15 protein-coding genes are annotated in these 18,725 nt (G+C 74.0%); 5 read left to right on the top strand and 10 right to left on the bottom strand.

Annotated features, from left to right (window positions below; genetic code table 11):
* The first annotated feature begins 6 nt into the window (after window positions 1-6).
* Window positions 7-534, top strand: a complete 528-nt coding sequence (locus tag J5O08_RS01040; protein WP_218704981.1) for a MarR family winged helix-turn-helix transcriptional regulator — start codon at window positions 7-9, stop codon at window positions 532-534.
* A 177-nt stretch (window positions 535-711) separates the two neighbouring features.
* Here the strand turns inward: J5O08_RS01040 and J5O08_RS01035 are convergent, their stop codons facing one another.
* The 10 genes from J5O08_RS01035 to J5O08_RS00990 all read right to left on the bottom strand — a co-directional run bounded on the left by J5O08_RS01035 (window position 712) and on the right by J5O08_RS00990 (window position 12,665).
* Window positions 712-1,875, bottom strand: a complete 1,164-nt coding sequence (locus J5O08_RS01035) for an ABC transporter permease (RefSeq protein WP_308281216.1) — start codon at window positions 1,873-1,875, stop codon at window positions 712-714.
* Window positions 1,872-2,810: an ABC transporter ATP-binding protein gene (locus tag J5O08_RS01030; protein ID WP_218704980.1), complete on the bottom strand. Its 939-nt coding sequence runs from the start codon at window positions 2,808-2,810 to the stop codon at window positions 1,872-1,874. The genes J5O08_RS01035 and J5O08_RS01030 overlap by 4 nt, the downstream gene beginning before the upstream one ends.
* A 135-nt stretch (window positions 2,811-2,945) precedes the next feature.
* Window positions 2,946-3,704, bottom strand: coding sequence for a response regulator transcription factor (locus J5O08_RS01025; RefSeq protein WP_218704979.1), 759 nt, complete (start codon window positions 3,702-3,704; stop codon window positions 2,946-2,948).
* A complete protein-coding gene (locus tag J5O08_RS01020; RefSeq protein ID WP_218704978.1) occupies window positions 3,701-5,140 on the bottom strand; it encodes a sensor histidine kinase in 1,440 nt (479 codons plus the stop codon). Before J5O08_RS01020 ends, J5O08_RS01025 begins: the two co-directional genes overlap by 4 nt.
* Window positions 5,141-5,336: 196 nt before the next feature.
* A complete protein-coding gene (locus tag J5O08_RS01015; protein WP_218704977.1) occupies window positions 5,337-7,463 on the bottom strand; it encodes a hypothetical protein in 2,127 nt (708 codons plus the stop codon).
* 82 nt (window positions 7,464-7,545) lie between these two features.
* Window positions 7,546-8,532: a glycoside hydrolase family 130 protein gene (locus J5O08_RS01010; RefSeq protein WP_218704976.1), complete on the bottom strand. Its 987-nt coding sequence runs from the start codon at window positions 8,530-8,532 to the stop codon at window positions 7,546-7,548.
* A gap of 3 nt (window positions 8,533-8,535) precedes the next feature.
* Entirely contained in the window at window positions 8,536-9,372 is an 837-nt protein-coding gene (locus J5O08_RS01005; protein ID WP_147795722.1) for a carbohydrate ABC transporter permease, read from the bottom strand.
* A gap of 1 nt (window position 9,373) precedes the next feature.
* Window positions 9,374-10,345, bottom strand: coding sequence for a carbohydrate ABC transporter permease (locus J5O08_RS01000; RefSeq protein ID WP_218704975.1), 972 nt, complete (start codon window positions 10,343-10,345; stop codon window positions 9,374-9,376).
* Window position 10,346: 1 nt separating this feature from the next.
* On the bottom strand, window positions 10,347-11,627 hold the full coding sequence (locus tag J5O08_RS00995) for an extracellular solute-binding protein (protein ID WP_218704974.1): 1,281 nt from the start codon (window positions 11,625-11,627) through the stop codon (window positions 10,347-10,349).
* 21 nt (window positions 11,628-11,648) lie between these two features.
* Window positions 11,649-12,665 carry a LacI family DNA-binding transcriptional regulator gene (locus J5O08_RS00990; RefSeq protein WP_217615114.1) on the bottom strand — a complete coding sequence of 339 codons (1,017 nt, stop codon included), beginning with the start codon at window positions 12,663-12,665 and terminating at the stop codon, window positions 11,649-11,651.
* Between the two features lie 155 nt (window positions 12,666-12,820).
* Between J5O08_RS00990 and J5O08_RS00985 the strand changes: the two genes are divergently transcribed.
* From J5O08_RS00985 to metG, 4 genes are all read left to right on the top strand, one after another.
* Complete coding sequence (locus J5O08_RS00985; RefSeq protein ID WP_218704973.1) at window positions 12,821-14,632, top strand: ABC-F family ATP-binding cassette domain-containing protein; 1,812 nt, start codon at window positions 12,821-12,823, stop codon at window positions 14,630-14,632.
* A gap of 513 nt (window positions 14,633-15,145) precedes the next feature.
* On the top strand, window positions 15,146-15,328 hold the full coding sequence (locus J5O08_RS00980) for a hypothetical protein (protein WP_147795719.1): 183 nt from the start codon (window positions 15,146-15,148) through the stop codon (window positions 15,326-15,328).
* 59 nt (window positions 15,329-15,387) lie between these two features.
* A complete protein-coding gene (cycA, locus tag J5O08_RS00975) occupies window positions 15,388-16,920 on the top strand; it encodes a D-serine/D-alanine/glycine transporter (RefSeq protein ID WP_218704972.1) in 1,533 nt (510 codons plus the stop codon).
* A 10-nt stretch (window positions 16,921-16,930) separates the two neighbouring features.
* Window positions 16,931-18,724, top strand: coding sequence for a methionine--tRNA ligase (gene metG / locus J5O08_RS00970; protein ID WP_218704971.1), 1,794 nt, complete (start codon window positions 16,931-16,933; stop codon window positions 18,722-18,724).
* Window position 18,725: the final 1 nt, after the last annotated feature.

Here is an 18,725-nt window from a genome sequence, read left to right as displayed (position 1 = left end):
GCCCGCATGTCGGCAGCCGTTCCCCAAGGTCAGCCCGGCGCGCCCCGGGACGAGGTGGACCGGATCGTCGCGGCGTGGGCGCGCGAGCGCCCGGACCTCGACGTCGCGCCGCTGTCGGTGCTCTCCCGGGTGACCCGGCTGGCCCGGCACCTCGACCTCGCCCGGCGGCAGGCGTTCGCCCGGCACGGGCTCGAGCCGTGGGAGTTCGACGTGCTGTCCGCGCTGCGCCGCGCCGGCGCGCCGTACCGGATGTCGCCCGGCGCGCTGCTCACCCAGACGCTGGTGACGAGCGGGACCATGACCAACCGCATCGACCGGCTCGCGTCCCGCGCGCTCGTCGAGCGGCTGCCCTCCCCCGACGACCGCCGCGGCGTGCTGGTCAGCCTGACGGACGAGGGCCGGACCCGAGTGGACGCGGCGATGTCGACGCTGCTGGAGATCGAGCGCGACCTGCTGGCGACGCTCCCAGCGCCGGAGCGCGACCGCCTGGCGGACCTGCTCCGCACCCTGGTCGCCCCTTTCGACACCCCCTGACCCGTACGCCGCCTACGCGACGCCACGCCGAGATGGCAACTCTCGGCTGGGTCGGGGACCGCGCGCACAGCCGAGAGTTGCCATCTCGGCGACACCGCGAGCACCGCGAGCGCGCAGACGCGACGACGCGCGCGGCACACCCCCCTGCGGGTGCCGCGCGCGTCGGTCGGACGAGGGTCAGGCCGCCTTCGTCAGGGCCTCCGAGAGCTTGACCCGGCGGCCGGTGCGGAGGACCGAGCGGGAGTAGATCCGGGCGCCGATGCCGGTGACGAGCACCGCGGTCCCCGCGAGGATCACGAGGGACACCAGCGGCTCCCACCAGGACGCCTCGCCGAGGAACAGCCGCACCGGCATCCCGACCGGGGCGCTGAACGGCACGTAGGACATGATCGTGAGCACCAGGTCGTTGTCGTTGAAGAAGATGACGCCGAAGTACGGGATCATCACGAGCATCATCACCGGGGTGAGCACGGGGCCGGTGTCCTCGACGCGGGAGACGAGCGAGGCGGCGGACGCGAACAGCGCGGCCAGCAGCACGAACCCGACGAGGAAGAACAGCACGAACCAGGCGACCGGCGCCCCGACCATCCCGAGCAGGTCGTCCTGGCCGGTGACGACGAGGCCGACGACGGCCACCGCGGCGATCGCGGCGATCTGGCCGACGGCGAGCACCGTGTTGCCGAGGATCTTCCCGCCGAGCAGGGCCCGCGGCGGGACGGTCGACAGCAGCAGCTCGACGATCCGGGACTGCTTCTCCTGGACGGTGTTCTGCGCGATGGTGCTGCCGAACGTCATGGCGGCCATGAAGAACGCGATGCCGAAGACGAAGGACACGAGGTAGCGCAGGCCGTCGGAGGTGCCGGACTCGTCCAGCAGCTCGACCGGCGGGGTCACGGCCAGCGCGCTGATCACGCCGTCCGGCGCGGAGTCGAGGCCGACCACGACGACGCCCAGCAGGTTGTCGGCGTCGTCGTCGGGCAGGACCGCGGCGGACACCTCCTCGGACTCCACGAGCGCACGGGCCGCGTCGGGGTCGGCGGCCTCGACCGCCTCCAGCCCGTCGACGTCCGCGATCACGGCGGCCGTCTCCGGGACGACGGCGACCTTGGTGTCCCCGCCGCCGAGCCGGTCGCCCAGCACCGAGGTGAGGATGATGCCGCCCAGGACGAGCACGAGCAGCACCGCGGTCGAGATGAGGAAGGACTTGCTGCGGACCTGCGTCGTGATCTCGCGCTCGGCGACCATGAGCGTCGCCTGCACCGTGTTCGGGGTGGCGGGCCGGTCGGCCGGCGCGGAGCCGGACGACGGGTCGTTCGGCAGCATCGGGGTGCGGCGGCTCATCGCACGGTCTCCTTGGTCTTCGTGGTGGCGGGCTCGTCGTCGTGGCGCTCCTCGTCGCGGACGATGTCGCGGAAGATCTCCGCGAGCCGCGGGCGCACCGGGCTGAACTGCTGGACGGGCGCGGCGTCGAGCGCGGCGCGCAGGACCCGCTGGGCGGCGGCCTCGTCGGACTCGAACAGCGCGTAGCCGCCGTCGAACTCGACGACCCGGACGCCCGGCTCGGTGCGCAGCCAGCCCATGTCGCCGCCGGAGGTGATCTCGTACCGCGGGGCGGCGTGCTGGGCGCGCAGCGCCTCCTTCTCGCCCGCCGCGCGGATTCTCCCGCCGGCGATGACGACCACGTCGTCGCACAGCCGCTCGACCACGTCGAGCTGGTGCGAGGAGAACAGCACCGGCACGCCGCGGGCGGCGTACTCCTGCAGCACGCCGAGCACCAGGTCGACCGCCATCGGGTCGAGGCCGGAGAACGGCTCGTCGAGGACCAGCACCTCCGGCTCGTGCACCAGGGCGGCGGCGATCTGCGCGCGCTGCTGGTTGCCCAGCGACAGGTCGTCGACCGGGTCGGTCAGCCGCTCGCCGAGGCCGAGCTTCTCGAGCAGCTCGCGGGCCTTCTCCGTCGCGGTGCGGCGCTCGTAGCCGTGCAGCCGCGCCAGGTAGGTGATCTGCTCCAGCACGTGCATCTTCGGGTAGAGGCCGCGCTCCTCGGGCATGTAGCCGAACGCGCGGCGGCGGTCGTCGCCCAGCGGGCTCCCGTCGAGCGTCACCGTGCCCGAGTCCGCCGAGAGCACCCCGAGGATGATCCGCATCGTCGTCGTCTTGCCGGCGCCGTTGCCGCCGACGAACCCGGTGAGCTTGCCCCGCTCCACCGAGAAGCCGACGTCGTCGAGCACCAGCCGGTCCCCGAAGGACCGGTGGATCCCGTCGAGCTGCAGCATGTCGTCTCCCGTTCTGCGACCTGTCCGGACCCGTCGTCCGCTGAGGTCAACGCTAGGAGGCGACCCCGCCCCGGCACCTCGGCCGCCGGGCGGAACTTGCCGGGCGCGCCGGCCTCCGTCCCGGGGCGGAGGGGGTCAGTCCGTCAGCCCGTTCTCGAACGCGTAGACGACCGCCTGCACCCGGTCCCGGAGGCCGAGCTTGGTGAGCACGTTCGACACGTGGGTCTTCACGGTCGCGCGGCCCAGCACGAGCTCGGCGGCGATCTCGTCGTTGCTCAGCCCGCGCGCGACCAGCCGCAGCACCTCGAGCTCGCGCTCGGTCAGCCCCGTGGCGGAGGGGTCCCCGGTCCCGCGCGCCGCACCGGCGGGGCTCCCCCCGGAGGCGGACCCCTGGCCGACGACGGCGCGGGCGATCACGGCCCGCGTGACCTCGGGCGACAGCAGCGCGTCCCCGGCGGCGACGGCGCGCACCGCGTCCGCGAGCTGCTCGGGGCGGGAGTTCTTCAGCAGGAACCCCGCGGCGCCCGCCTGCAGCGACTCCAGCAGGTAGTCGTCCCGGTTGAACGTGGTGAGCACGAGGACGCCCGCCGTGATGTCGGGGTCGGCCGTGATCCGGCGGGTGGCCTCCAGGCCGTCGACACCCGGCATCTGCACGTCCATGCAGACGACGTCCGGGCGCAGCGCCCGCGCCAGCTCGACCGCCTCGGCGCCGTCGCCGGCCTGCCCCACGACCTCGAGGTCCGGCTGCGCGCCGAGGATCGTCGCGAGCCCGGCGCGCAGCAGCGCCTGGTCGTCGGCGAGCACGACGCGCACCGGCCGGTCCGGGCCGAAGCCCCGGTCCGGGGCGTCGGCATCCGTCGCGTCGTCGAACCGCACCGCGTCGGCCCCGCTCATCGTGCCCCTCCCGTCCGCGGCCCGAGCGGCACCCGCGCCCGGACCAGGTACCCGCCGCGCCCGCGCGCGCCGGTCTCCAGCGTGCCGCCGTCGGCGGCGACCCGTTCCCGCATGCCGACCAGGCCGAGCCCGCCGGACGTCCCGCGCCGGGCTGCGCGGCGCGCGCCGGTGCCGTCGTCGGTGACCTCGAGCTCGACCGCGTCGGGCTCGTACCGCAGCCGGACGTCCACCCGGGCGCCGGTGCCCGCGTGCTTGCGCACGTTGGTCAGCGCCTCCTGGCAGATCCGGTACAGGTTGAGGGAGGTCAGCGGCGGCACCCGCACGGGCTCGCCGACCACCTGGTACTGCGCGGCGAGGCCGGTGTCCGCGGCCTGCTGCACCAGCTCGGGCAGCCGCTCGACGGACAGGGAGCCCACCGCGGACGCGGCGTGCGCTTCAGTCCCCGACTCGCGGAGCGTGCTGAGCAGCCCGTGCAGCTCGTCGACGGCCTCGCGCGCGGAGTCCTCGACCTGCTCCAGCGCGGCGGCGGCCTGCTGCGGGTCGGACTGCTGCACCATCCGCGCCGCCGCGGCCTGCACGCCCATCATCGACACGTGGTGCGCGACGGCGTCGTGCAGCTCGCGCGCCAGCCGCAGCCGCTCGATCGCGACGGCCTGCTCCTCGACCCGGCGGCGCTCGCCCACGAGCAGCCGGCCGCGGTACTCGGTGCGGGCGCGCTCGCGGGCGGCGTTCCACGCGTGCTCGCCGAACCACCAGGCCCCCGCGAAGTACAGGATGTTGGTCAGCAGCTGGATGAGCAGGTACGCCACCAGCGGGGAGAACGCGCCCGCGTTGGAGAAGCCCTCGATGCCCTCCGGGTCGGTCACCGCCTGGAACATCGCGATCAGCAGCCAGACGAACATCGCGACGACGATCCCGGCCCGCACCCACAGGGCCCGCGCGCGGTTCCGGTCCCAGGCGCCGACCGTGTAGAGCGCCATGAACAGCGCGATGTTGGCGAACAGCGTCTCGGGGACCCGCAGCTCGCCGACCAGGACGAACGCCGCGGCGACCACGACCGCGACCACGGCGGGGCGCTGCCGGCGCCACGCGAGCGGCGCGGTGACCGCGAGCACGCAGAGCACCGCGACCCAGCCCTCCGCGGGCTCGTCGTACATGCCCGCGGCGCGCCCCAGCGCCAGGCTGAGGATGCCGCCGATCAGCAGGCCCGCCGCCAGCAGCACGTCGTACCGGCGCTGGTCCGACGTGATCGGCGGCCGCCGCCAGCCCGGGGCGTCGGGGTCCGCGAGCGCCTCGACGACCGGGGCGCCACCGTCGTCCGGGCGCGCCGGGTCCGGACGCGTCGGGTCGGGGCGGGTCGCGTCGGGGCGGGTCGCGTCGGGGCGCGTCGGGTCGGGGACGTCGGCCGTGGCGGGGTCGCGGTCGAGCGGCTGCACGGGTGCCACCGTAGCCGGACCCGACCGGGACCCCCGGCCGTGACCACGGTGGACGCCCCGTCCCCGCCCGCGGGGACGACCCTCGCGAGCACGCGACCACCGTGGACGCCAGGGAGACACCGCGGACGCGGCGTGCACACGCTCGCGAGGAACTCCCCTTCCCCCGCGTGGCACCGCGTCCGCGGCGGCGGGCCGCTCAGCGGGTGATCGTGAACCCGCCCGCCGGGACCGGCACCGGCGCTCCCGGGGAGGGCACCGCGACCCGGCGGTCGACCCGGCCGTCCGGCAGGTACGCCGCTCCGGAGCCGGCCGCGAGCGCCGGCTCCGACGTGGCGCGGGCCGTGGACCCCGCGTACAGCACGGCGTCGGTCCCCGTCGTGGTGGTCCAGCGCGCCGTCGCGACCGCCGGCCGGAGGAGCAGCGCGTCGAGCCGCAGGTCGCCGCCGCCCTCGTTGGTGCAGCGGACGGTGACCGCCCCGCCCCCGGCCGGCGCCCGCTCCGGCAGCGGCCGGTCGAGCAGCTGCGGCACCAGGCTCCCCTCGGCCTCGGTGAGCCCGGCTGCACCGGTGCCGCCGTTCTCGGTGCGCCCCAGGCGGGGCCCGCCGACGACCTCCCAGCGCGCCCGCCCGGCCGGGGCGGCGGTCCGCCACACCAGCGGCAGCGCCCAGGCGCCCGCCCGGGTCCCCGCTCCGGCCCTCTCCTCAGTTCCGGCCACGGGCACGGGCACGTCGAACTCGACCGTCGACCCCGGCGGCACCCGCACGTACCCGCCGCCGACGAGGTTGCCCTCCCCGGTCCACGCGCCCTCGGCGGGCCGGACCACCTCGCAGCCGGCGCCGAGCCGCGCGGCCTCGGCGTCCAGCACCCGGAGGCCGTCGTGCGCGGCCAGGCCCGTGATCGACCGGGCGACCTCCGCGACGTCGGGCCGGGCGTCGAGCAGCTGCATCGCGAGCAGCCCGTGGATCGTCGACTCGGCCCCGGAGTTCCGGTTGACCCGGCCGTCGGTCTCCACGCCGTCGAACGTGACCCCGGTAGCCGGGTCGTACACCGGGGCGCCCGCCGGGTTCGCGCCGAAGAACCAGCCCGCGGCCAGCCCGCCGAGCACCCGCAGGCCCTCGCCGCCGCCCGCGTCCGCGGCCGCGAGCGCCGCCGCGACCCGTCCGTGGGCGCCGTAGGCGATCTGCGCCTCCCCGGGCGCCGGGGTCCAGGCGTTGAACGGTCCGCCCGTCGCGAGGACCAGCGGCGTGAACGTGCCCGCGTCCGCGAGCGCGGCGCGCCGCCAGTCCCGACGGCCGCGCAGCGCGCCCGCCGCCGCGAGCGCCTCCGGGGCCGCCGCGCCCCAGGCGTGCCAGAACCCGACCGACCCGGTCCACGGCAGCACGGCTCCGAACGGCCACGGCCGGGTGTCGGTCGCGCCCATCGCCGCGACGCCCTCGGCGTACCGGTCGAGCGCACGGGACAGCTGCCGGTCGCGCGGCAGCACCAGCACGGCGGCCACCAGACCCAGCACCGCCTCCGCCGTGGCGTCCGCGCCGCCCGCGATCAGCCACGCCGGCAGCGGCACGCCGTCGCTGCGCACCCGCCGCCCGTACCGGGACAGCGACTCCTGCTCGAGCGCGGCGACCGCCAGGTGCAGCCGGTCGAGCAGGAACCCCGCGAACGCCGGGTCGTCCGCGGCGAACGCCGCGTACCCCTCCCCCAGCGCCCAGACGGTGCGGGCGAGCCAGTACGACTCGGCGGAGTCCGACGGGTCGGGCAGCTCGACCGGCTCGGCGCTCGGGTTGAGCGCGCCGTCGGGCTGCTGCCACAGGACGACCCGCCCGGTGTTCGGCCCCGAGTCGTCCTGCAGGTAGGTCAGCGTGCGGAGCAGCTGGTACGCCTGCTCCCGGCTCTCCCCGTCGCCCGTGGACTTCCAGTCCCGCAGCAGGACGACCGCCGCGCGGGCGATGTCGTCCGCGTTGTAGGCGCCCTGGCTCCAGTGCCCCGTCGCCGGGTCGAGGGTGCCGCCGCCGACCCGGCGGAACGTGCCGCCGTCGGCGTCGGCGTAGGTCCAGGGGGCCAGCGCCGTCGGCTCCCCCGCGATCCGGTAGGTGGTGTGCGCGTCAACGGGCGGCAGCGGCACCGTGTCGAGGAGGAACCGCAGGTGCGCGGGGTTCGCGAGCCGCGACCCGTGCGCGGCGGTCCCGGCGGCGCCGGCGGTCGTGGCGCCGGTCGCCCCGGTCGCCCCGGTCGTTCCGCTCCCGCCGGGGGCGGTCCCGGGCGCGGCCGCCACCAGCGCGGGGACCGCGGCGGCCGCGGCGAGGAAGGTGCGTCGAGTCGTCATCGTCTCTCGTCTCCCTGGTCGGGTGGTGCGGGTCGGGGTGGTGCGGGTCGGGGTGGTGCGGGTCGGGGTGGTGCGGGCGGGGTCAGCCGCGGAGCGACGACCCCCAGGGCCGGGCGGGGTCGTGCACGGCCACCGCGAGCGTCGTGTCGGACTGCCCGTAGTACGCGAACCACTTCCCGTCGAACTGCACGAGCCCCTCGACGAACGTCACGTTGGACACCAGACCGTTGAGGTCCTCGAACGTCTGCGGCCGCAGCCACGGCTCCTGGAGGCGGGCCAGCACCCGGGTGGGCTCGTCGGGGTCGATCGCGATCTGGCCGCACCGGTAGTCGACGTCGACGGTGCCGTCGTCGTGCACGGTGCGGGTGGCGCCGTTGGTGAGCATGACCAGCAGGCCGTTGTCGGTGAGCACCGGCGAGGTGCCGATCTCGACGAGGTCGGCGTCGAACGACCCGGGCGTCGGCGCGTACATCGGCTCGGTGTCGGTCGTGCCCGGCGTCCAGTGGATCAGGTCGTCGCTGGTCGCCCAGTACAGGCCGCCCTCGCCGAAGTACATCCACCACCGGCCCTGCATCCGCACCGGCACGATCACCCCGGCCTTCGACCACTCGTGCCCGCGCGGGTCGACGGTGGCGAAGGTGTCGAAGCCCGGGAACAGCGGCCCGTGCCGGGTCCAGGTGCGCAGGTCGGTCGACGTGGCGAGGCACAGCCGCGCCGCCTTCCGGTCCCAGCCGGTGTACGTCAGGTAGTAGGTGCCCTCGACGTACGCGATCCGGGGGTCCTCGCAGCCGAACTCCTCGTAGTCCTCCTGCGGGGACAGGATCGGGTCGGCCTCGCGCTCGAAGTGGTAGCCGTCGCGGCTCCGGGCCAGGCCGATGTGGGACACGATGTCGTCGGCGTGCGCCCGGTAGAGCAGCAGCACCTCCTCGTCGACGACCAGCGCCGCCGGGTTGTACAGGTTCGCCGACTCCCACGACCCGCCGCGGGGCCGCAGGATCGGGTTGCCCTCGTAGGGCACGAACGGGCCGAGCGGGAAGGTCGCGCCGGTGAACAGGGTGGTCGCGGTCATGGGTCAGCCCTTCACGGCGGAGCCGAGGTCGGTGGTGCGGAAGTACCGCTGGAACAGGCAGAACAGGGCGACGACCGGGAACGCGAGCGCGCAGGCGCCGGCGAGGATCGCGCCGTTGGGGTTGGCCGCGGTCTGCGACACGTTGGAGATGTAGTTCGCCAGGGACACGGCGAGCGGCTGCAGCGACGCGTCCTTGGTGATGAGGAACGGCCAGAGGAACTCGTTCCACGGCCCGATGAAGGTCACGAGCACCACGGTCGCCAGCGCCGGCCGGACCAGCGGCAGCGCGATCGACCGCAGGATGCGCAGCTCGCCGGCGCCGTCGATCCGGGCCGCCTCGAACATCTCCCGCGGCAGCGCCCGGAAGAACTGGGCGAAGATGAACACCGCCGTGGTGTTGATCGCGAACGGCAGGATCATCCCGAGGTACGTGTCGCCCAGGCCGTAGCCGCGGGTGATCTGCACGTACAGCGGGATCATCAGCAGCTGGAACGGCACCATCTGCACCAGCAGCATGAGCACCCAGGTCAGCCGCCGCCCCGGGAACTGCAGCCGCGCCACCGCGTACCCGGCGAGCGTGCCGAGCACCACGGTGCCGAGCAGCACGCCCGCCGTGAACACCAGCGAGTTGACCAGCGACCCGGCCAGGTCGATCCGGGAGTCGATCTGCGCGAAGTTCTGCGTCGTCCACCCGGAGGTCGGCACCAGCCGGTCGGGGGTGTTGGTCGGGCTCTCCTGGAACGCCCCGACCACCATGAAGTAGAAGGGGAAGGCGAACACCAGCGCGGCCGCCGCCAGGAGCACCTGGCGCGCCACCGCCCCACCACGTCGTCGTCGCATGTCACCGCTCCCGGTTCAGTCGCTGCGCGGCCAGGGACAGCAGCCCGACGACGATCACGAGCACCATGCCGATGGCCGCCGCGACGTCGGGGTTCTGCTGCTGGATGCCGCGCTGGTAGATGAGCAGCACGGGCGTCACGGACGCCCCGTCGGGGCCACCGCCGCCGGTGAGCAGGTACGGCTCCGTGAACAGGTTGGTGCCGGTGATGATCGCCAGGACGAGCACGAGCGTCGTCGCCGCGCGCACCCCGGGCACCGTCACGTTGAGGAACCGCTGCACCCCGCCGGCCCCGTCGGTCTCGGCCGACTCGTACAGCTCCCGCGGCACGTTCTGCAGCGCCGCGAGGTACAGCAGCACGTAGAACCCGAGCTGCTTCCACGTGACGTACAGGGCGATCGTCGGCATGGCGAGGGCCTTGTTCGCGAGCCACGACGGGTCGGGCGCCAGCGGCCCGAGCACCGCGTTGACCAGGCCGTTCGACGAGAACAGCAGCATCCACACGCCGACCAGGGACACGCTCGCGGTCAGGTACGGCACGTAGTACGCGACCCGGTACGCCGCCGCCCACCGCACCCCGGCGTTCAGCGCGGACGCCAGCACCAGCGCCAGCCCGACCGTCAGCGGCACGTTGATCACCAGGAACACCGCGGTGTTGCGGAACGAGGCGAGCACCTGCGGGTCGGTCAGCACCGTGGCGAAGTTGTCGAACCCGACGAACGGCTTCGGCACCTCGACGCCCGGCGCCGTGAAGAAGTAGTCGTGGAACGCCATGTACGCCGAGAACCCGAGCGGGTAGGCGAACACGACCAGCACGAACACGAGGTAGGGCGCCGCGAACAGCGTGCCGAGCGGCTGGCCGCCCCACCACCGCCGCCGGCCGCGGCCCCGGGGCGCGGGCGCCGGGGCGTGGCCGGTGCTCGCGCCCGGCCCCGCGCCCGGCGCCGCCCCCGCGCCCGCCGTCACCGTGGACACGTCAGCCCTGCACCAGGTCGTCGATCTTCGACGCCGCGGTGCTGAGGAAGTCCTCCACCGACGTGCTCCGGAAGATCACCGCGGAGGTGTACGCCTCGCGGAACGCCTGCCACGCCTCGATCGAGTTCGGGATGCTCGGCACGTCGCCGGTGCGGGCGGCCTGGTCCGCGAACACCTCGTACTCCGGGTGCTCGGCGAAGTAGTCCGGGTACGTCGCCGCGAGGTCCTGGCGCAGCGGCATCTGGCCGGTGGCCTCGAGCAGCGCGCCGTCGTTCTCCTCGCTGGTGGAGTACTTGAGGAACTCCCACGCGGTGCCCTGGTTCTCGCAGGACGTGAACATCGAGACGTTCTTGGAGTCGGCGAACGTCGTCACGTCCTCGCGGCCGTCCGAGGTCGGCACCGGCATGAACCCGACGTCGACGCTGTCCTTGTAGGACGCGATGGCCCAGGGGCCGGCCAGCTGCATCGCGGTCTGGCCCGACACCATCGCGTCGTCGGTCGCGGCCTCCTGCGGGGCGAGGCCGTCGGCGTAGATCGACGCCCAGAAGTCGGCGACGGCCTTGCCGGCCTCGTCGTCGAAGGTCGCCTTGCCGTCCTCGACCAGCGCGGTGCCGTCGGTCTCGGCCAGGTACACCGGGTAGAAGTCGAACCACGGCTGGTAGAAGTCGTTGGTCGGCGACGGCCAGATCGCGCTGGGCGCCGCCCCGGAGTCGACGATCTGCTGCGCACCCGCGAGGAAGTCGTCGAACGTCGCCATCCCCGGGTCCTCCGGGTCGAGCCCGGCCTGGGTGAACAGCGCCTTGTTGTACATGACCATGACCGGGTTCGACTTCCACGGCAGCTGGTAGTAGCCGCCGTCGGTCTCGTAGACGGACACGCCGTCGCCGCCGCGGCCGGAGATGTAGTCGGCGCCGTCGTCGAACGTCGTGAGGTCGACCAGGCCACCCTGCCGCACCCAGCCGGGGACGGCCGCGCTGGAGATGTTGTAGACGAGACACGGCGCCGTGCCGGCGGTGATGGCGGCCGTGATGGCCTCCTCGGAGGACGAGCCGGCCGGGATCTCCTGGGCCGTCACCTGCTCGTCGGGGTGGTCGGCGTTCCAGGCGTCCACGACGTCCTGGCCCCAGCCGACCTCCTGCTCGTTGTTCGACAGCCAGACGGTGATCGGGCCGGTGGCGCCGGTGGCCTCGCCGGACCCGCCGCCGTCGCCGGACCCGTTCGAGCAGGCGGCGGTGGCGAGGGCGACGGCGCCCAGCAGGGCGGCGGTGCGGATGTACCTCATGGGAGCTCCTCCTCGAGCACGTCAGGGGGTGTGGTGCGTCGGCGCGGGGGCGTCGGTGCTCCCGCGCAGCTGCAGGGCGGTGCAGTCGACCGTGACGGAGCGCGGCCCGTCACCGGCCAGGTCGGACAGCAGCCGCGTGGTGGCGACCCGGCCGCGGCGGGCGGGGTCGGTGGACACGCTGGTGAGCGGCGGGCTGAGGTGCGCGGACAGGTGGTCGTCGTCGAACCCGGCGACGGCGAGCTCGTCCGGCACCCGGACGCCGCGGCTCTGCGCGTAGGACATCCCGGCGATCGCCATCGTGTCGTTCGCGTACAGGATCGCGGTGGGCCGGTCGCGCAGCGCGAGCAGCTCGGCGGTGTGGGCGCGCCCGCTGCCCGCGGTGAAGTCGCCCTCCCGCACGAGCTCGCGCGAGCCGACGGCCTGGACGAACGCGCGGGCCCGGGCGTAGGAGTGCACGTAGCCGAGCGGGCCGGCGACGTGCGCGATCCGGGTGTGGCCGCGCTCGCGCAGGTGCGCGATCAGCGCCCGGACCGGGGCGGCGTCGTCGGTGCGGACGCAGGACAGCCGGGTCGGGCCGTCGTACGCGCCGAGCAGCACGGCGGGCAGCCCGAGGCCGGCCAGGAACGGCACCCGCCAGTCGTCCCGGTGCAGGTCCAGCGCGATGACGCCGTCCGCCCGCCCCGCCGCCATCGCCTGGTACGCCCGCTCCTCGGCGCCCCTGCTGCCGACGACCTGGAGCACCAGCGCGACCTCGCGCTCGGCGAGCGTCTGCTCGACGCCCGCGATGAACGCGGGGAAGAACGTGTCGGACGCGAGGATCGCCGGGTCCCGCCGCAGCACGACGCCGATCGCGTTGGCCCGGCGGGCCGCGAGCGCGCGGGCGCTACTGCTGGGCACCCAGCGCAGCTCCTCCGCCGCGGCGAACACCCGCGCCTTCGTGGCCGCCGAGATGGGCCGGTGGCCGCTGTACGCGTGGGACACGGTCGCCTTCGTCACGCCGGCGGCCCGGGCGACGTCGGAGATCGTCGGTCGGCTCATGCTCACCTCCTCGTGCAGCACGTCCTGACGAACGTAAAAGCGGTTTGACGATCGAGCCAACCGGTTTGACGACGCGGGTCGCGCGGACGCGGCGGCGGGGCGGCGGTGGGGTCCTCGGCGCGGGACCGACCCCGCGCGCGCCCTACGCTTGCCCGATGGCCCACCTGCTCGGCGGCGAAGCGCTGCACCTGTCCTTCCCGACCAAGAACGTCTTCGACTCGGTGACCGTGGGCCTCAACGAGGGCGACCGGGTGGGGATCGTCGGCCGCAACGGCGACGGCAAGTCCTCCCTGCTCGCGCTGCTGGCCGGCCGGCTGACCCCCGACTCCGGGCGCGTGACCGTCCGCGGCGGCGTGCGGATCGGCGTGCTCGACCAGACCGACACCCTCGACCCCGCGCTCACCGTCGGGGCCTCGGTCGTCGGCGACCGCGCCGAGCACGAGTGGGCCGGCGACCCGAAGGTCCGGGACGTCGTCTCCGGCCTGGTCGGCGACCTGCCGTGGGACAAGCTCGTCGGCGACCTGTCGGGCGGGCAGCGCCGCCGGGTCGCGCTCGCCGCGCTGCTGGCCGGCGACGACGACGTGCTCATGCTCGACGAGCCGACCAACCACCTCGACGTCGAGGCGGTCACCTGGCTCGCCCGGCACCTGAACCGCCGCTGGTCGTCCAACGCCGGCGGCCTGCTGGTCGTCACCCACGACCGCTGGTTCCTCGACGAGGTGTGCACCGCGACCTGGGAGGTGCACGACGGGATCGTCGAGCCGTTCGAGGGCGGGTACGCGGCGTACGTGCTGCAGCGCGTCGAGCGGGACCGGATGGCCGCGGCGACGGAGGCGAAGCGGCAGAACCTCATGCGCAAGGAGCTCGCCTGGCTGCGCCGCGGCGCCCCGGCCCGCACCTCGAAGCCGAAGTTCCGCATCGAGGCGGCGAACCAGCTGATCGAGGACGTGCCGCCGCCGCGCAACTCCGTCGAGCTGTCCCAGATGGCCACCGCGCGGCTCGGCAAGGACGTCGTCGACCTCGAGGACGTGTCGGTGTCCTACGGCGACCACCAGGTGCTGCGTGACGTGACCTGGCGGATCGCGCCGGGCGAGCGCACCGGCGTGCTCGGCGTGAACGGCGCCGGCAAGTCGACGCTGCTCGGCCTCGTGACGGGCGCCGTCGCGCCGACGACCGGGCGGGTCAAGCGCGGCAAGACGATCCGCGTCGCGACGCTGACCCAGGAGCTGGCCGAGCTCGCCGACATCGCCGAGACCCGGGTCAACGACGTCATCGCCCGCTATCGCACCTCCTACGTCGCCGGCGGCAAGGAGATGACCCCGGGGCAGCTGCTGGAGCGGCTCGGGTTCACCGCGGTCCAGCTGCAGACGCCGGTCAAGGACCTGTCCGGCGGGCAGCGGCGCCGGCTGCAGCTGCTGCTGATCCTGCTCGACGAGCCGAACGTCCTCGTGCTGGACGAGCCGTCGAACGACCTGGACACCGACATGCTCGCGGCGATGGAGGACCTGCTCGACACCTGGCCGGGCACCCTGCTGGTCGTGTCGCACGACCGGTACCTGCTGGAGCGGGTCACCGACCAGCAGTACGCGGTGCTCGACGGCCACTTCCGGCACGTGCCGGGCGGCGTCGACGAGTACCTGCGCCTGCTGGAGCGGTCGCGCTCGGGGGCCGGCGCGGTCGCGACCGGGGCGCCCACCGAGGCGTCGGGCGCCGTGGGCGGCGAGGTCGCGCCGTCGGGGCTGGACGGGGCGGAGCTGCGGGCCGCCAAGAAGGAGCTCGGCGCGCTCGACCGGCGGATCTCCAAGCTGACCGGCCAGATCGAGGCGCTGGAGAAGAAGATGGCGGAGCACGACCCCGCCGACTACGTCGGGCTGACGGCGCTCGGGAAGGACAAGGCGGCGCTCGAGGCCGAGATCGGCGAGGTCGAGGAGAAGTGGATGGCGCTGGCGGAGGCCGTGGAGGGCTGACCGCCGGGCACGGGCGGTCGCAGCACCGCGGTGACGCCAGGGATCGCGCCGTGAGCGGGTGCCGAGTCCTCCACAAGCACGGGGAGGCGTGTCGTCCCCAGGACGGCCGCACGGGCACGGAGCGCGGACGCGCGGGCCGTCCTAGCGTCGGCCGCATGACGGGGACCGGCTGGCTCGGCGCGCTGTCGCTCCTGGGCCCGGTGGCCACGGGGGCGGCGGCGATGGTGGCGCTCGTCGTGGGGATCGCGACCGTGCGGCAGCGCGACCGGGCGGACCGGCGGGAGCAGTGGTGGCGGCGGGCGGAGTGGGCGCTGGGTCTGACGCTGTCCACGCACCGCGCGCACGTGACCCGCGGGCTCGCGGTCCTGGACCACCTGGCCCGCAGCGACCTCGCGACCCGGGACGAGCGCCGGCTGCTGCGGGCACTCACCGAAGCGGGGTTGAGCAGGGCCGTCGAGCCACCGCAGGATGGTGACGTGCCCGGGGGCCGCGACGACGAGGAAGAGGTGTCCGGTGGACCGGTTCGAGCAGGAGATCGAAGAGCAGCGGCTCCGCCGGGCGGCGGTGCTCCGCGACCCCGAGGTGCAGCGGGCCGCGGCCCGGCTCCGGGTGACCCTGGACGAGAGCCTCGGTGACGAGACCCCCCAGTGGATCCGCGACCTCGCGGAGCAGCCGCTCCTGCCTGACGGACGCTGACGCGCGCGTCACCCGATCGGGGGTACGGTCCCGCCCACCCCCGAGACGGAAGGACGCCCGTGCCCGAGCCCACCGCACCGGCCGCCACCGACGCCGCACCGCACGCCCCCGAGGACCACCTCCAGCGCGGCCTCAGCAATCGGCACATCCAGCTCATCGCGATCGGCGGCGCCATCGGCACCGGCCTGTTCCTGGGCTCCGGCCGCACGATCTCGCTGGCGGGCCCGTCCGTCCTGCTGGTCTACGCGGTCATCGGCTTCATGCTGTTCTTCGTCATGCGCGCCATGGGCGAGATGCTGCTGTCGAACCTGGAGTACAAGTCGTTCCGGGACATGGCGGCGGACGTCCTGGGGCCGTGGGCCGGCTTCCTCACCGGGTGGACGTACTGGTTCTGCTGGATCGTCACCGGCATCGCCGACGTCGTCGCGGTGTCCGGGTACGTGGCGTTCTGGGCGCCCGACCTGCCGCGCTGGCTGCCCGCGCTGGCCCTGGTCGTGCTGCTGCTCGCGCTCAACCTGGTGGCGGTGCGGCTGTTCGGCGAGCTGGAGTTCTGGTTCGCGATCGTCAAGATCGTCGCCATCGTCGGGCTGATCGCGGTCGGCGTCGTGCTGATCTCGATCGGCTTCCGGGGCGCCGACGGCGTCACCGCGTCGCTGAGCCACCTGTACAGCGACGGCGGGTTCTTCCCGCACGGGTTCACCGGGTTCCTCGCGGGGTTCCAGATCGCGATCTTCGCGTTCGTCGGGATCGAGCTGGTGGGCACCACCGCCGCCGAGACCCGCGACCCCGCCCGCACGCTCCCGCGCGCGATCAACGCGATCCCCGTGCGCGTGCTGCTGTTCTACCTGGGCGCGCTCGTGGTGATCATGGCGGTGACCCCGTGGCGGAGCATCGACCCGGGCGAGAGCCCGTTCGTGGCGATGTTCGCCCTCGCCGGGCTGCCGGCTGCGGCGGGCGTCATCAACCTCGTGGTGCTGACCTCGGCCGCGTCGTCGGCGAACAGCGGGATCTTCTCGACGTCCCGGATGCTCTACGGCCTCGCGGAGGACAGGGAGGCGCCGCGTGCGTTCGGCCGGCTGTCGGCCCGGCACGTCCCGGCGCGCGGGCTCGCGTTCTCCTGCGCCTGCCTGCTGCCGGGCGTGGTGCTGCTGTACGCCGGGCGGTCGGTGATCGAGGCGTTCACGCTCGTGACGACGGTCGCGACGCTGCTGTTCATCGTCGTGTGGACCGTCATCCTCGTCTCGTACCTGGTGTACCGGCGCCGGTCGCCCGAGCTGCACGCCGCGTCGGCGTTCCGGATGCCCGGCGGCCGGGTCATGTGCTGGGTCGTGCTGGCGTTCTTCGCGGCGATGGTGGTCGTCCTGGCGCTGGACCCCGACACCCGGGCGGCGCTGCTCGTGATGCCGGTGTGGTTCGGGGTGCTCGCGGTGGCGTGGGTCGTGCTGCGCCGCCGGGGCGTCGTCGGGCCGGCTGCCCTCCCCGCGCGGTCGGCCGGCGCCCTCGCGGACGACGCCGGCGACGACACGGGCGACGACACCGACGACGACGCGGCCGGTGAGACCGGTCGCGAGCCCGCCCGCGCGGCTCACTAGGATCGACGCCATGTCCCGCATCCTCAGCGCTGTCGCCTGGCCCTACGCCAACGGCCCGCGCCACATCGGCCACGTCGCCGGCTTCGGCGTCCCCTCCGACGTGTTCAGCCGCTACATGCGCATGGCGGGGCACGACGTCCTCATGGTGTCCGGCACCGACGAGCACGGGACCCCGATCCTCGTGCAGGCCGAGCAGGAGGGTGTCAGCCCGCAGGAGCTCGCCGACCGGTACAACCGCGTCATCGTCGAGGACCTCACCCAGCTCGGCCTGTCGTACGACCTGTTCACCCGCACCACGACCCGCAACCACTACGCGGTGGTGCAGGAGATGTTCCGCACGGTGCACAAGAACGGGTACATGGTCGAGCAGACGACCATGAACGCGATCAGCCCGTCGACCGGCCGCACGCTGCCGGACCGGTACATCGAGGGCACCTGCCCGATCTGCGGCTACGACGGCGCGCGCGGCGACCAGTGCGACAACTGCGGCAACCAGCTCGACGCGATCGACCTGAAGAACCCGCGGAGCCGCATCAACGGCGAGACCCCGAAGTTCGTCGAGTCGAACCACTTCTTCCTGGACCTGCCGGCGTTCGTCGACGCGCTCGGCGACTGGCTGCGCACCCGCACCGAGTGGCGCCCGAACGTCCTCAAGTTCTCGCTGAACCTGCTGGACGACGTGCGCCCCCGCGCCATGTCGCGCGACATCGACTGGGGCATCCCGATCCCGCTCGAGGGCTGGGAGGACAACCCGTCCAAGCGGCTCTACGTGTGGTTCGACGCCGTGATCGGCTACCTGTCCGCGTCGATCGAGTGGGCCCGCCGGTCGGGCGACCCGGAGGCCTGGCGGCAGTTCTGGACGGACCCCGAGTCGCTGTCCTACTACTTCATGGGCAAGGACAACATCACCTTCCACTCGCAGATCTGGCCGGCCGAGCTGCTCGGCTACGCCGGGGGCGGGTCGAAGGGCGGCGAGCCGGGCGTCTACGGGAAGCTCAACCTGCCGACCGAGGTCGTGTCGTCGGAGTTCCTCACGATGGAGGGCAAGCAGTTCTCCTCCTCGCGCGGCGTGGTCATCTACGTCCGCGACATGCTGAGCCGGTACCAGCCCGACGCGCTGCGGTACTACATCTCGACCGCGGGCCCGGAGAGCCAGGACGCCGACTTCACCTGGGCCGACTTCAAGCGCCGCACCAACGACGAGCTGGTCGCGGGCTGGGGCAACCTGGTCAACCGCACGGCGAGCATGATCCACAGAGGAGTCGGCGCGATCCCGGAGCCCGGCCCGCGCACGACCGTCGACGAGGACCTGCTCGCGACCACCACGACCGCGTTCGGCCGGGTCGGCGAGCTCATCGGCACGCACCGGCACCGCGCGGCGATCGGCGAGGCCATGCGGGTGGTCGGCGAGGCCAACCGGTACATCTCCGAGACCGAGCCGTGGAAGCTGAAGAACGACCCGGAGCGCCTGGGCACCGTGCTGCACACCGCGGCGCAGGCCGTGAGCGACTGCAACACCCTGCTGTCGCCGTTCCTGCCGCACTCGGCGCAGGCGGTGCACGAGGCCCTGGGCGGCACCGGCACGTTCTCCCCGCTCCCCCGGATCGACGAGGTCACCGACCTCGACGACGCGTCGCGGCACTACCCGGTCATCACCGGCGACTACCGGCTCGGCGAGACCCTGCCCGCGTGGCGGCCGCGCGCCGTCGTGCCGGGCACGCCCGTCGGCAAGCCGACGCCGGTGTTCACCAAGCTCGACGACGACGTCGTCGAGGCCGAGCTCGACCGGCTGCGCCAGGGCTGAG

It is taken from the genome of Cellulomonas sp. PS-H5 (genome assembly GCF_019265565.1).
Lineage (GTDB): Bacteria > Actinomycetota > Actinomycetes > Actinomycetales > Cellulomonadaceae > Cellulomonas.
The sequence above is the reverse complement of the archived record's forward strand: the minus strand, read 5'-3'. Positions and strand labels throughout refer to the sequence as shown.